Here is a 14,445-nt window from a genome sequence, read left to right as displayed (position 1 = left end):
GCACTGAGCGCCATCCACACTGCCACGCAATCATCATCAGGTTCTCGGTCAGCGAGAGCGGGATGCATTTAGGCGGAATCGGAAAGGGGATTCCTTTTTCTGCGCAAATCAGATTCACCATTCAGGCCGGTGAAGGAGGCCGGCCTTTATGGCGAGACCTTTTTCGAATGATCTTCGGGAACGCGTTGTCGATGCGGTGACGGGCGAGGGCCTATCGTGCCGGGCAGCGGCCAAGCGCTTCGGCATCGGCATCAGCACCGCGATCGATTGGGTGCGGCGGTTTCGCGAGACGGGCAGCGCCGCACCCGGCCAGATGGGTGGGCACAAGCCCCGCAAGCTTTCCGGTCCGCACCGGGCTTGGCTGCTTTGCCGCTGCCGCGAGCGCGACTTCACGCTGCACGGACTTGTCGCCGAGTTGAGCGAGCGCGGCCTGAAGGTGGATTATCGCGCCGTCTGGACCTTCGTGCACGAAGAGGGGTTGAGTTATAAAAAAAGACGCTGGTCGCCAGCGAACGGGAGCGGCCCGACGTCGCCCGCCACCGGGCACGATGGCTGAAGCACTGCCCCGGAATTGATCCCGCCCGCCTCGTTTTCATCGATGAGACCTGGACGAAGACGAACATGGCGCCGCTGCGGGGCTGGGCGCCTCGCGGCGAACGACTGGTGGGCTACGCCCCCTTCGGCCATTGGAACACCATGACCTTTGTCGCCGCACTCAGGGCCGACCGCGTCAGCGCTCCCTTTATCCTCGATGGCCCGATCAATGGCGAACGCTTCCGCATCTATGTCCAGCAAGTTCTGGTGCCGGAACTCAAAGCCGGCGACATCGTCATCCTGGACAATCTCGGCTCCCATAAGGGTCAGGAGATCCGCGCCGCCATCCGTAAGGCCGGCGCCCGCCTGTTCTTTCTGCCGAAATATTCCCCCGATCTCAATCCGATCGAAAAGCTCTTCGCCAAAATCAAGCACTGGTTGCGTGAGGCACAGGCCAGATCACGCGATGCAATCCATGACGAACTGCGCCACATTCTCCAAGCCGTCACCCCACAGGAATGCGCAGCCTACTTCAAAGAGGCGGGATATGAACGGGCTTAAATACATACCGCTCGAGACGAATCCGAGAGCAACGTTGCTCGATCCACCGTGGCTGCGGGGCCTACCGGGTAGCGCGGCAATCGACAGCAGCTGTCGATTGCCGGATTATTTTGTCTCTGTGACCGGCATAACTTATCGCAAATCAACAGTTCCAATTCGCCGTGGAACAGTAGTCTTGCCCCTTTCCACCGGTCTTTGCCCCGACCGAAAAGGGCGGAAACAGACGAGATGTTTCGCCTCGCACCGTACTCCGTTAGGCGGCTGCCTGCTTGTCTTCCGCGAGAGTGTGCGCGACGACCGCATTTGCATGGCCGTGGCCCATTCCGTGTTCGATCTTCAGCATACCGACGAGTTCCATGTGCTTTGCTGGATAGTGCTTTCGCACGAGCGCTTGCCAATCACCGACCGGACGGCCGTATTTCTTCTCGATCGATGGAAAATAGGAAGCAGGTCCTTTGATCTTCTCGCTGGTCATTGCGTGTCACCCCCTTTTCGTGCCGCATCGATCGCAGCTACGTCGATTTTCCTCATCGACATCATCGCGTCGAATGCGCGTTTTGCTTGTTCGCCACCTGCTGCAAGCGCGTCCATTAGAGTGCGAGGTGTGATCTGCCACGATACGCCCCACTTATCCTTGCACCAGCCGCATTCGCTTTCCTGACCGCCATTGGCGACGATGGCGTTCCAATAGCGATCTGTTTCTTCCTGATCCTCGGTGCTGATCTGGAATGAGAAAGCTTCGCTGTGCTTGAATGTGGGGCCGCCGTTCAATCCGATGCAGGCGACACCTGCCACCGTGAACTCGACGACCAACACGTCTCCCTCCTCTCCGTCGGGGTATTTGCCGGGCGCGCGAATGACGGCTCCGATCTTGCTGTCTGGGAAGGTGTCCGCATAGAAGCGAGCGGCTTCCTCAGCGTCCTTGTCGTACCATAGACAAATGGTGTTCTTAGACATCGCGTCGTCCTCCTGGTTGTTGTCCTTCAGATCGAGAGCCCGACCTGATGATACGATGACGCACCAGCCGCAATCGATCCGACATCGTCATCATCAAAAATCGGTGCTCTCTTTTGATCCACTCGTTTTGGCGGACCGAACGCCTCGGGCCGAGGCAACGTCGATCGCCTTTGGGCCGTTGAGAGGGGTAACCATGGGCGGGCTTCCTCGAGGGGCATCCTCTCTATGTCGCGCTCGACGGAGCGTCTGCCATTCAATCATGATAAATTATTGCAACTCGAAGATTTATCGTTATAAATACGTCCTCGCGAACTGAAGCCAAATCGAAAGGATCTTCCCCATGAAGAGGCTGTTTCGGAGCGCCATCGCCTTGGCCGCTCTTGCTTTTGCAGGGGCCGCCGCGCCGGCCGCAGCGCAGACTCCGCCCGACGTTCTCGTCGTTGGCCAGATTGCCGAGCCGCAGTCTCTGGACCCGCATACGGTGACCGCAACCAATGACTTCCGCATCCTGGTCAACGTCTATGACGGCCTGGTCCGTTTCAAGGACGGTACATTGGAGGTCGAGCCGGCGCTTGCGGAAAGCTGGAAAATCTCGGACGACGGCAAGACTTATACCTTCACGCTAAGGCAGGGGGTGAAGTTCCACGACGGTTCGAATTTCGATGCCGAGGCGGTGAAGTTCAACTTCGACCGCATGCTGAAGAAAGACCATCCGTTCTACGAAACCGGACCATTCCCGCTTTCCTTCAACTTCGCCTCCGTCGAAGCGGTCAACGTGCTGGATGAGCATACGGTCGAGTTCAAGCTCAGCGAAGCCTTTGCGCCGTTCCTTTCAAATCTCGCCTATCCCACGGGTCTGATCGTTTCCCCCGCCGCCGTGGAAAAACATGGCAAGGAATATGGCCGCAGCCCGTCGGGGACCGGCCCGTTCAAATTCGTCGAGTGGCTGTCGAACCAGCGCGTCGTCGTGGAGCGCAATCCGGACTACTGGGATGGCGCCGCGAAGCTGCAGGCCGTCGTGTTCCGCCCCATCACCGACGCCAACACCCGTGTCGCCGAGATGATGGCCGGCGGTATCGACGTGATGGTGGAGGTGCCGCCGGACAATCTCGCGACCTTTGAGCAGGATGCCAGTTTCGCCGTGGCCGAGCAGGCGGGGCCGCATGTCTGGTTCACCATCCTGAACACCAAGGAAGGGCCTTTTGCCGATAAGCGCGTGCGCCAGGCGGCCAATTATGCGGTGAACAAGCAAACGCTGGTCGACGACGTGCTGCAGGGAACCGCGACGGTCGCGGCCGGCCCGATACCGCCCGCCTTCAACTGGGTGGAAAGCTCGGTGGAGCCCTATGCCCATGATCCCGAAAAGGCCAAGGCACTGCTCGCGGAAGCCGGCGTCGAAAATCCGCAGGTGACGTTTTACGTCACCGAAGGCGGCTCGGGCATGCTCGATCCGATCACCATGGGTGCCGCGATCCAGGCGGATCTCCAGGCTGTGGGCTTCAAGGTCAAGATCGAGACCTACGAGTGGAACACCTTCCTTGGCCGCGTAAATCCTGGCCTCGAACGCAAGGCGGACATGGCCGAGATGGCTTGGATGACAAACGATCCGGATACCGTACCCTATCTGACGTTGCGCACCGATGCCATGCCCGACAAGGGAGGCTTCAACTCCGGCTACTATTCCAATCCGCAGCTGGACGAGCTTCTGGAAAAGGCGCGCAGGTCCACGGACCAGGCCGAACGCGGCAAGCTCTATGGCGAGGTCCAGTCGATCGTCCATGACGACGCACCGTGGCTTTTCGTCGCCAACTGGAAGCAGAATGCGGTGACGTCCGCCGCCGTCAAGGGGTTCAAGCTGCAGCCCTCCTTCCTCCTCGATCTCCATGGCGTGACGAAAGAGTAGATCGGGCATCGGAAATCGCCGCCGGCATGTTCGTTCTGCCGGTGGCGACCAACACGGACCTACCCGGAGGGTTATCCATGCAGGCCTATGTCCTGAAGCGGCTTGTTGCCGTGGTGCCCGTCCTGTTCGGGCTTTCCATCATTGTCTTTCTCGTCATGGCTCTGATTCCTGGCGACACGGCGACGGCCATTCTCGGCTCCTATGCGACGCCGGAAAACGTCGAGCGCATCAATCGTGACCTCGGGCTCGACAAGCCGCTGGTGCAACAATACGCGATCTGGATCGGCAACGTGCTGCAGGGCGATTTCGGCCGGTCCTTCGCGCTGAACCGCCCCGTGCTCGACGAAGTGCTGGAACGGTTTCAGGCTACACTGGTGCTGGCTGGCGTATCGCTGGTCCTGTGCTCGGTAATCGGGCTTCTCGCAGGTGTGATCTCCGCCGTGCGCCAGTTCGGCTGGGCCGACCGTATCATCACCTTCGTCGTGCTGGCCGGCATCTCCACGCCGTCCTTCTGGCTCGGCCTCCTGCTCATCTACCTCTTCGCCGTTCATTGGCGCATCCTGCCGGCGTCGGGCATGTACGCCGTCTACGGCGGGGGTGACCTCAAGGATCTACTGCTCCATCTGATCTTGCCAGCCGCCACGCTCGCCGTTGTTGCCGCCGGCGTCATAGCGAGGCTGACGCGTGGAGCGATGCTGGAGGTCCTGCGGCAGGACTATGTGCGCACGGCCCGCGCCAAGGGGCTGCCCGAGCGGCGCGTGATCTACGCCCATGCCTTCCGCGCGGCGCTGGTCAGCGTCGTCCCCGCGATCGGCATCCAGGCGGGCTTCGTGCTCGGCGGCGCCGTCTATGTCGAGACGGTGTTCCAGTGGCCCGGCGTCGGCGCGATGCTCGTGAAGGCGATCTCGACGCGCGATATCCTGCTGGTGCAGGGCGGCGTGCTGGTCGTTGCGGCGAGCTATGTGCTGTTCAACCTTCTCGCCGACGTCGTTCAGTCCATGCTCGATCCGAGGATTCGTACATGAGTGCGCTGGTAACATCGCCGGCTCCGCGGAGCAGGTCGGCACGGATCACCTCCTGGCAACTGTTGCTCAACAACCGGCTCGCAACGGCGGGGCTCGTGCTGCTCGGACTGATCCTGTTGCTGATTGTTCTGGTCCCGATCCTGCCGCTGCCCGACCCCGATGCGACGGCGCCCGCCGACCGGTTGAAGCCTGTGCTGACCGCCGGGCATCTTCTCGGCACGGATCAGCTCGGCCGGGACATTCTGAGCCGCCTGCTTTGGGGCACGCGGGTCTCGATCGCGGTCGGTTTCGCCGCGACCCTCATTGCCGCCGGCATTGGATCGGCGATCGGCATCGTTGCCGGTTACGCCGGCGGGCGCACCGACAACGCGATGATGCGCGGCATCGACATGCTGATGGCTTTTCCCTACATCCTGCTGGCGCTCGCGATCGTCGCCGCCCTCGGGCCCGGACTGATGAATGCGCTTTATGCGATCGCCCTCGTAAATATCCCGTTCTTCGCCCGGAATGTGCGCGGCGTGACGCTCGGCTACGCGCGTCGCGAATTCGTCGACGCGGCGCGGCTCTCCGGCAAGGGACATCTGTCGGTCATTTTCACCGAAGTTCTGCCCAACGTTATGCCCGTCATCGTCATCACCATGTCGACGACGGCAGGCTGGATGATCCTAGAGACGGCCGGGCTCAGCTTCCTCGGCCTCGGCGCACAGCCGCCCCAGGCCGATCTCGGCTCCATGCTGGGAGAGGGCCGAGCGCAGCTCTTCACCGCTCCGCATGTCTCGATCGTGCCGGGCGTGATGATTTTCCTGATCGTCATCAGCCTGAACGTTTTCGGTGATGGGATCCGCGACGTGTTGGACCCGCGGCTTCGCTCTGGCGCTCTCGCGCGGCCGGGGCCGGTGACCGAAGTTGCCCCCGACCGCACCGCGCCGGCAAACACGGCTGAAGGTGCTTCCCTTGCGATAGAGAAGCTCGAAACGGGTTTTCGGCGGGGAAAGGAGATAATCCCCGCGGTTCGAGACGTCTCGCTGCATGTGAAGCCGGGCGAATGCCTCGGGCTCATCGGCGAGAGCGGCTCGGGTAAGAGCGTCACCGCCTTGTCCGTCATGGGGCTGGTCGCCTCGCCGCCGGGTGTGATCCGCAACGGTGCGGTCTATCTCGGAAACGACGATGTGCTTTCCATGCCTGAAACCAGGCTGATCGCGAACCGCGGCAGCCGAGTCGCCTATGTATTCCAGGACCCGCTCACGACGCTGCATCCAATGTATTCTGTCGGGCGGCAGGTGGAGGAGGCAATCGCAGCGCATCAGCCGATCAGGGCGGCCGAACGGCGGAAAAAAGCCGTTGCGCTCCTGGAAAAGGTGGGTATTCCTGACGCTCGCGAGCGGTCGGTGCATTATCCCCACCAGCTTTCCGGCGGTCAGCGTCAGCGTGTCGGCATCGCGATGGCGCTCGCCAACAATCCGGAAATCATCATTGCGGACGAGCCGACGACCGCGCTGGACGTGACCGTTCAGGCCCGCATCCTGGAGCTCCTGCGCGATCTTCAGCGCGAGCGGAGCATGGCGCTGCTCTTCATCACGCACGACTTCGGCATCGTTTCGGAATTTTGCGACCGCGTGGCCGTGATGAAGGATGGCGAGATCGTCGAAACCGGTAAAACCCGGGAGGTACTCGCCGATCCGCAGCATGCCTATACAAAGCGGCTGATCGCCTGCGTGCCCGAGCTCGGAACGGGCGAGCGTTTCCTGGATCGTGTCGGCGGGCTTTTTGCCGGCGGCAGGACGGAGGTGGCGCAATGACGGGTGCTGCCATTCAGGTTCGGGACCTTTCCAAGACCTTCGGCGGAGGCCGCAGCCTTTTCGGTAAGGCGAAGCATGAGATAAAGGCCGTGAAGGCGGTGTCGCTGGATGTCGCGCGGGGGGAGACGCTCGCCATCGTCGGCGAGAGCGGGTCCGGCAAGAGCACGCTTGCGCGCATGCTCGTCGGCCTCGAGGAGCCGACATCCGGCAGCATGCTGATCGCAGGCAGGGATGCGGCGGCGCTGCGGCGATCCGGCCCGCGGGCCTTCGGCAAGACGATCCAATATGTCTTCCAGGATCCGGTCGCTTCGCTGAACCCGCGCAAGACGATTCAGGAGATTCTGGAGACGCCGCTGAAGCTTTTGTGCGGCTACGAAGCCCCGCACCGTCGCGCCCGGATGCAGGAACTGCTTCATGCGGTGCAGATGCCGGAGGACACGCTCGTGCGCTACCCGCACGAGTTTTCCGGCGGGCAGGCGCAGCGGATCGCAATCGCCCGGGCGCTGGCGACTGAGGCCGAGATCATCGTGCTCGACGAGCCGGTGAGCGCGCTCGACGTGTCCATCCAGGCGCAGGTCCTGCTTCTGCTGCGCGATCTGAAGCAGCGCTTCGGCCTCTCCTATCTGTTCATCAGCCACGATCTGGCGGTAGTCGAGGCGATCTCCGATCGGGTGGCGGTGATGTATTTCGGCAAGGTAGTCGAGACTGCACCGGCCGCCCGCCTTTTTACCGACCCTGAGCACGCCTATACACGACAGCTTGTCGCAAGCGCCCCCCGCATCAGGAAAGAATGACGGTTCATGCCAGTGGTCATCGAAAAGAAAAAGGAAATCGGTGGAGACGGCCAGCGTCTCTTTGTCCCGGCCGAGCGTACGAAACGCAGGCCTGAGGCGATCGCCGATCGCATCAAGGATTACATCCGCTCGGAAGGATTGGGGCCGGGTGACCGTCTTCCGCAGGAACGCGACCTGATCGACACCTTCAAGGCAGCCAAGGGGACCGTACGCGAGGCAATGAAAGCGCTGGAGACACAGGGCCTCGTCTTCACGCGCAGCGGCCCGGGAGGCGGCGCCTTCGTCGCCAAGCCCTCGGCGCGGCACGCCATGGAGCTTCTGTCGACCCACTTCTTCTTCGATCAGCCGGGCATTTCCGACATATACGCCATGCGCAAGGTGCTGGAACCGGAAGTGGCGGCGCTCCTTGCCGGCAGGGTGACGCGGGAGGAGCTCATCGCCCTCGAAAATACGATCCGCATCTACGATCATCCCCCCGCCGATCTGGACGAGCAGTATCGCCAGCGCGTCGCCGAGCTCGATTTTCATTCGATGCTGGCGCAACTCTGCCCGAATCCGCTTCTCGGCTTCGTCTGCGGGCTCATGCACAATCTGCTGCGCGAACTTCCGGCCGCACGGGCGATCTATGCCGACCCGACGTCGCTTTCGCGAGAAACGGGCTTGTCGTTCCAGTACCGGCTCATGGCCGCCCTTAAGGACGGGCGGTCGGAGGATGCGCGCGTGATCGCCGCCGAGCATATGGCTTTCGCCGAAAGCTACATGCTCGAACGTGCAGCCGCGACCAAGTGACGCCCATGGCGGAACTGTCGGCCCGGTGGGGCATTGGGTTTTCTTAGCGACGTCAGGGCCGCGGATAGATCCGCGGCCCTGACGTCGCGTCTCGTACCAACAATGGAGGTTTCGACCCGGTTCATGTGTGGAATTTGTGGAGAAGTCAGGTTCGATGGTGGTTCGCCGTCGGTTACGGCAGTCTCGATCATGGCGGACGTCCTTGCCCCTCGCGGGCCGGATGCGTCGGGCGTGGTGGTGCGTGGGAATGTCGGGCTGGGACACCGGCGATTGCGTATCCTCGACCTCTCCGACAAGTCGCAGCAGCCGATGGTCGATCCTGACCTCGGTCTGTCGCTCGTCTTCAACGGTTGCATCTACAATTTTCGCGAACTGAGGGCGGAGCTTGAAGAGAAGGGTTACAGATTCTTCTCGTCCGGCGATACCGAGGTCATCCTGAAGGCATGGCACGCCTGGGGCGAGGAATGCGTCTCGCGATTCCACGGCATGTTCGCCTTCGTCATTCACGAGCGTGACAGCGGACGTGTCGTCATGGCGCGCGACCGTTTTGGCATCAAGCCGCTCTATATCGCCGAAGTCCAAGGCGCCTTGCGCTTCGCTTCCGCCTTGCCCGCGCTCGTCAAGGCGGGCGGCGTCGACACCTCGATCGACGTGGCCGCGCTCCACAACTACATGACTTTTCACGCGGTCGTGCCGCCGCCGCGCACGATCCTGAACGGCGTGCGCAAGCTGCCGCCCGCGACCCTTCGCGTTTATGAACGCGACGGCAGCTTCAAAGACCGGCGCTATTGGGATCCGCCCTATCGTCGCCATGGGGGCGACGCAGCCATACGGCGCGAGGAATGGCAGGAACAACTCCTCGAAGCGCTGCGCATCGCGGTGAAGCGTCGTATGATCGCCGACGTGCCGGTCGGCGTGCTTCTTTCCGGCGGCGTAGATTCCAGCCTGATCGTCGGGCTTCTTGCGGAAGCGGGCCAGCGCGGCCTCATGAGCTTCTCAGTCGGCTTCGAGGAAGCGAACGGCGAAAAGGGCGACGAATTCGTCTATTCGGACCTGATCGCCGGTCACTTCGGTACGGACCATCGCAAGATATTCGTTCCGTCCGCCGATCTGATGGGGGCCCTGCCCGGGACCATCGCCGCAATGTCCGAGCCGATGGTCTCCTATGACAATGTCGGCTTCTATCTGCTCTCGAAGGAGGTCTCCAAGCACGTCAAGGTCGTACAATCTGGACAGGGCGCGGATGAGGTCTTCGGCGGATACCACTGGTACCCGCCGCTGATGAACTCCAACAATGTCGTTGCGGATTACGGCAAGGCCTTCCGCGACCGTTCCCACGAAGTTTTGGCCACCCAGTTGTCGGATGCCTGGATTGCCGACCACGACGTGAGCGGCGACTTGCTGAACGAGCATCTCCTGCGTGAGGGCGCCGATACGCCCGTCGATCAGGCGCTCCGCCTCGACAGCAACGTCATGCTCGTCGACGATCCCGTGAAGCGCGTCGACAATATGACCATGGCCTGGGGCCTGGAAGCGCGTGTGCCTTTCCTCGACCACGAGCTGGTGGAACTTGCCGCGCGCATGCCGCCGGAGGAAAAGCTGCGCGACGGCGGCAAGGGCATTCTGAAGGACGTGGCGCGCCGGATCATTCCGAGCGAGGTCATCGACCGTAAGAAGGGCTATTTCCCTGTGCCGCAGCTCAAATATATCGCCGGTCCGTATCTCGACCTGATCCGCGACACCTTGCGCTCGCAGAAGGCGCGTGAGCGGGGCATCTTCAAAGATGCTTATCTCGACCGCCTGTTCGAACGGCCGTCGGATCACATCACGCCGCTACGCGGCTCCGAACTGTGGCAGGTCGGACTGCTTGAAATGTGGCTTGAAGCGCAGGGGGTGTAGCATGAAGAAGTCGCGCGAGATCGCATTGCCGCGTCAACGCAGCAAGGGCACCAAGGCAGTCACGCACCGTCTGAACCGGTTGCGGACGCATACTCAGCCGGGGCGCGATGCCGAGGGGTCGAGAACCGCCGGAGGGGCGAAGCGGGACGTCGTGCTCGACTGCGGTTGGGGCAGGCTCCTGTTCGCGCAGACGTTTTCCGACGACGAGAAACTCTTAACCGAATTGCGCGAGGAAGCCCCCTCGAGCCGGGACATTGCCTTCTATGTACGGGACCCGCATGTGCTTCTGTCACGGGCGCCGCAGGAAATTTTCCTCGACCCGTCCCACACTTACCGGCTCGACCTGTGGACCTACCGTGCAAACACCCGCCGCACGCGAGGCATCACGATCCGCAGGCTCGCGTCGGAAGCCGATGGAGACGGCATCAACCGGGTCTATGCCGCTTGCGGCATGGTCCAGATCCGATCCGATTTCTTCTCGTCCGAGCGGGACGACCGGTCGCTAACCTATTTCGTGGCGCAGGACGACGCCACGGGCGATATCGTCGGCACGGTCACCGGCATCGACCACCAGAGACTGTTCGACGATCCGGACCGCGGCGCGTCGCTGTGGTGTCTCGCGGTGCATCCGCAGGCGCGCCAGCCGGGTATCGGCGAACATCTGGTCCGCAAGCTTGCCGAGCACTTCCAGGCACGCGGCCTTTCCTATGTCGACCTGTCGGTCATGCACGACAATACGTTGGCGATCGGGCTGTATGAGAAGCTGAACTTCCGGCGCATGCCGCTATTCGCCATCAAGCGGAAGAATGCGATCAATGAGAAGTTTTTCGCGATGCCGCATCAATCCTACGATGCGCTCAATCCCTATGCGCGGCTGATCGTCGATGAGGCTACGCGGCGCGGGATCCATGTCGAGATCACCGACGCGGAAGGCGGCTTTTTCCGCCTGTCCCATGGCGGCCGCTCGATACATTGCCGCGAAAGCCTTTCGGAACTGACTTCCGGCGTCGCGATGTCGATCTGCGACGACAAGGCGATTACGCGCCGCATGGTCTCCGCGGCGGGCCTTGTCGTCCCGGACCAGATGGAAGTGGGGGAGGGCCGGAAGTCCGTTCGCGCCTTTCTCGAAGAACACGGCAAGCTGGTGGTCAAGCCGGCGCGCGGCGAGCAGGGCCGGGGCATCTCGGTCGGCATCACAAAGATGGACGCGCTGGAAGAGGCAATCGCCGCGGCCCGTCAGGTCTGTGACCGGGTACTGCTGGAAGCCTTTTTCGAGGGAGAGGACCTCCGCCTCGTGATCATCGACTATACGCTGGTTGCCGCCGCAGTTCGCTTGCCGCCGCGCGTCATCGGCGACGGCCGCAGCAAGATCGCTTCCCTCATCGAAAAACAATCGCGACGACGCGAGGCCGCAACGGGCGGCGAAAGCCGGATTCCGCTCGATGTGGAAACCGATCGCTGCCTAGCGGAGCAGGGGCTCGATCTCGAAACGGTACTGGACGAGGGACGGGAGATTACCGTCCGCAAGGCCGCCAATCTTCATGCAGGCGGGTCGATCCATGACGTGACGGAGATCGTGCATCCCGATCTCGTCGACGCTGCCTGCCGCGCGGCGCGGGCAATCAACATCCCGGTGGTCGGCATCGACCTGATGGTTCGCGATCCGGCGGAACCGGACTACGTCTTCATCGAAGCCAACGAGCGTCCCGGCCTTGCAAATCACGAGCCGCAGCCGACGGCGGCAAGCTTCATCGAGCTGCTGTTCCCCGGCAGTCGCACAGCGCTGTAGCGGCCCATCATTCCTGCGGCATCTCGCTGTCCATCAGCGCATCGAGCGGGCCGGTCAGCGCGGTCCTCGGCGGCACGAGCTGCGGTTCGATCATGTGTATTTGCAAGGATGCTCTCGGTTCTTCGATCACTTCGAAGGCCTTGGCAATCATCCCCTCGATATTCTGCCGGATCATGATGACGGGGAAGGGGAGGAAGGAGGCGAACGGGTCGTAATCGTAGCAGCCGACGACGAGATCCGTGAAATTCTCGAGCGGATGCTCGGCCATAAAACGCAGCAATCCCTCGAAATTGATCGATGAGTTGACGAAGAAGCCGCGCGGCAGTTTCCCATGCTGTTCGTAGAAAGCTTCGAAGGCCTTTCGCGCGTTGTCGGCGGCATAGCCGGTCGGCCATATGCATTCGTCCGGATCGCTTCCCAGCAGCTCCTGCTTCACCGCCCGAAATCCGCGGATGCGCTCGCGCGTGGCGTGATCATCGCGCCCGCCGAACAGGTAGAGATCGTCGGGCTCGAGCGGCCGCTCGGCGGGGAAGTGGCGGATGATCGCTTCGGTCAGAAGGCGGCCGCCTTCGAAATTGTCGCTGATGACCGAAGGCACTTTCGTGCCGGGGAGATCGATGTTGATATGCTTCAGGCCGGCCGCTTCGCAGACCTCGTGCACGCCATCGGGATCCGTCGCGCCGCAGATGAACAATTCGTCGATGGAATAGGAGATCAGCGTTTCGGCCGTCCTGCGCTCCTCCTCCGGATCCCGGCTGGCACTGACGACGATGGGACATTGGCCCTTGCTGCGCACATGCGCCTCGAAGGTCTGGGCGAGCGAAGAAAAGTAGCGGTTGTCGTGCACGGGCAGGAGCAGGCCGACGAGGCCGGAGCGGGAGCTGCGCAAGCCCCGCGCTTGCCGGTTTGCAGTGTACTGATGGGTCTCGGCGAGGCTTCGAATGAGCTCCGCGGTGCTTTCCTTGATCCGTCGCTTGCGCCACGTGCCGTTCAGCACCGCGCTGACGGTAGAGGGCGAACTTCCCGACAGCACCGAGAGATCATAGATGGTCGCCTTTTTCCTGCCGCCGTTCGTCATCTGTCCTCCTCCAAACCCCGGAAAACCGATGCGTACGTTTCCCGGAGTTGCTCTAGTGCCGATTTCGGCTTGACGAAAGATTAAGTCTGAATGATAGTCATTGCACCATCGATTGTGCAAAAAAGAAATATCGATTGTGCAGGTTGTTGGTGCCGTCTGAGGAGGCGGCTGTCAGCGGCGGGATATTCCCTTCCGTGCGAAAGAATTAAGCTGGAGGCCGGCGCGAGAGGCGCCCGGGAGCGTTCCCTTCGGGGAAACATGTGGAGGAGAAGCATGATCAGGAAAATTCTTGCCGCCGCTCTGGCGGCGTCGCTTTCGCTTGCGGGTGCCTATACGGCCGCGGCGCAGGATACGGGCAAGGTCGGTGTCGTCGTCAAGATCGGCGGCATACCGTGGTTCAATGCCATGGAGGCGGGTATCAAGGAGCGCGGCGAAAAGCTTGGCGTCGACGCTTTCATGGTCGGGCCGACCAGTGCCGACCCAGCACTGCAGGTCCGCGCGATCGAAGACCTGATCGCCCAGAACGTCAAGGTCATTGGCGTCGTACCCAACGACGCCAAGGTGCTGGAGCCGGTGCTCACCAAGGCCAGGGAAAAGGGCATCATCGTCATCACGCATGAATCCCCCAGCCAAAAGGGCGCGGATTGGGACTTCGAGCTCGCGTCGGCCACCGGCTTCGGTGAGGCGCATGCAAAGCTGCTTGCGGAGAAGATGGGCGGCAAGGGCGAATATGCCGTCTTTGTGGGGTCGCTGACGGTGCCGCTGCACAACGCCTGGGCCGACGCAGCAATTGAATACATCAAGAAGAACCATCCCGAGATGACGCTTGTCGGCGATCGCTACGGCGTCGCAGAGGACGTGGACAAGAGCCGTTCGACGGCTCTCGATCTGATCTCCGCTCATCCGAATCTCAAAGGCTTCCTTGCCTTCGGAAGTCAGGGGCCGATCGGTGCCGGGCGCGCTATCGAGGAGCGCCGCAAGGTCGGCGAAATCTTCGTTCTCGGGCCCTTCTCGCCCGGGCAGGGCCAGAAGCTCATCAAGTCGGATGCGATTTCCGGCGGCTTCATGTGGAATCCCAAGCAGGCCGGCGAAGTCTTCGTGACGCTCGCCGACAAGCTCATGAAGGGCGAGGAAATCAAGGACGGCGAGGAAATCGAAGGTCTCGGCGTGATCCACCCCGACTTCGAAAACCGCAACATCATCGTCGACCAGCTCGTGCCGATCAACAAGGAGACGGTCGCCGACCTCGCCGCGATGGGTCTCTGAACGGACAGAAGTTGGGCGGGAGGCAAGCGCAACCCGCCCCACCAACGGGTT

General features: G+C 62.1%; 12 protein-coding genes. 9 read left to right on the top strand and 3 right to left on the bottom strand.

Annotated elements, in window-relative coordinates; translation table 11 throughout:
• The first annotated feature begins 148 nt into the window (after positions 1-148).
• A protein-coding gene (locus tag M1D34_RS23510; protein WP_011970797.1) for an IS630-like element ISRm2011-2 family transposase occupies positions 149-1,095 on the top strand; the annotation gives its coding sequence in 2 pieces (ribosomal slippage) (positions 149-488 and positions 488-1,095; 948 coding nt in all).
• A 253-nt stretch (positions 1,096-1,348) separates the two neighbouring features.
• Here the strand turns inward: M1D34_RS23510 and M1D34_RS23505 are convergent.
• Both M1D34_RS23505 and M1D34_RS23500 read right to left on the bottom strand, forming a co-directional pair.
• Positions 1,349-1,570 carry a DUF4287 domain-containing protein gene (locus tag M1D34_RS23505; protein ID WP_498782478.1) on the bottom strand — a complete coding sequence of 74 codons (222 nt, stop codon included), beginning with the start codon at positions 1,568-1,570 and terminating at the stop codon, positions 1,349-1,351.
• Positions 1,567-2,052 carry a VOC family protein gene (locus M1D34_RS23500; RefSeq protein ID WP_498782476.1) on the bottom strand — a complete coding sequence of 162 codons (486 nt, stop codon included), beginning with the start codon at positions 2,050-2,052 and terminating at the stop codon, positions 1,567-1,569. Before M1D34_RS23500 ends, M1D34_RS23505 begins: the two co-directional genes overlap by 4 nt.
• A gap of 340 nt (positions 2,053-2,392) precedes the next feature.
• Between M1D34_RS23500 and M1D34_RS23495 the strand changes: the two genes are divergently transcribed.
• From M1D34_RS23495 to ngg, 7 genes are all read left to right on the top strand, one after another.
• Positions 2,393-3,955: an ABC transporter substrate-binding protein gene (locus M1D34_RS23495; RefSeq protein ID WP_498782474.1), complete on the top strand. Its 1,563-nt coding sequence runs from the start codon at positions 2,393-2,395 to the stop codon at positions 3,953-3,955.
• A 77-nt stretch (positions 3,956-4,032) separates the two neighbouring features.
• Positions 4,033-4,980, top strand: coding sequence for an ABC transporter permease (locus M1D34_RS23490; protein ID WP_498782472.1), 948 nt, complete (start codon positions 4,033-4,035; stop codon positions 4,978-4,980).
• Entirely contained in the window at positions 4,977-6,779 is a 1,803-nt protein-coding gene (locus tag M1D34_RS23485; protein WP_498782470.1) for a dipeptide/oligopeptide/nickel ABC transporter permease/ATP-binding protein, read from the top strand. Before M1D34_RS23490 ends, M1D34_RS23485 begins: the two co-directional genes overlap by 4 nt.
• Positions 6,776-7,573, top strand: coding sequence for an ATP-binding cassette domain-containing protein (locus tag M1D34_RS23480; RefSeq protein ID WP_498782468.1), 798 nt, complete (start codon positions 6,776-6,778; stop codon positions 7,571-7,573). Before M1D34_RS23485 ends, M1D34_RS23480 begins: the two co-directional genes overlap by 4 nt.
• 6 nt (positions 7,574-7,579) lie before the next feature.
• A complete protein-coding gene (locus tag M1D34_RS23475; RefSeq protein WP_498782466.1) occupies positions 7,580-8,362 on the top strand; it encodes a FadR/GntR family transcriptional regulator in 783 nt (260 codons plus the stop codon).
• Positions 8,363-8,485: 123 nt separating this feature from the next.
• Positions 8,486-10,261, top strand: coding sequence for an N-acetylglutaminylglutamine amidotransferase (locus tag M1D34_RS23470; protein ID WP_498782464.1), 1,776 nt, complete (start codon positions 8,486-8,488; stop codon positions 10,259-10,261).
• A gap of 1 nt (position 10,262) precedes the next feature.
• Positions 10,263-12,050, top strand: coding sequence for an N-acetylglutaminylglutamine synthetase (gene ngg, locus M1D34_RS23465; protein ID WP_498782462.1), 1,788 nt, complete (start codon positions 10,263-10,265; stop codon positions 12,048-12,050).
• Between the two features lie 7 nt (positions 12,051-12,057).
• On the opposite strand, the gene M1D34_RS23460 is transcribed toward ngg, so the two are convergent.
• A complete protein-coding gene (locus M1D34_RS23460) occupies positions 12,058-13,128 on the bottom strand; it encodes a LacI family DNA-binding transcriptional regulator (RefSeq protein ID WP_498782460.1) in 1,071 nt (356 codons plus the stop codon).
• A 273-nt stretch (positions 13,129-13,401) separates the two neighbouring features.
• Between M1D34_RS23460 and M1D34_RS23455 the strand changes: the two genes are divergently transcribed.
• Complete coding sequence (locus tag M1D34_RS23455; RefSeq protein ID WP_498782458.1) at positions 13,402-14,394, top strand: autoinducer 2 ABC transporter substrate-binding protein; 993 nt, start codon at positions 13,402-13,404, stop codon at positions 14,392-14,394.
• The last annotated feature ends 51 nt before the right edge of the window (positions 14,395-14,445 follow it).

The sequence above is a fragment of the Ensifer sp. D2-11 genome, from assembly GCF_054161295.1.
This window is presented reverse-complemented; position numbering and strand designations above follow the sequence as displayed.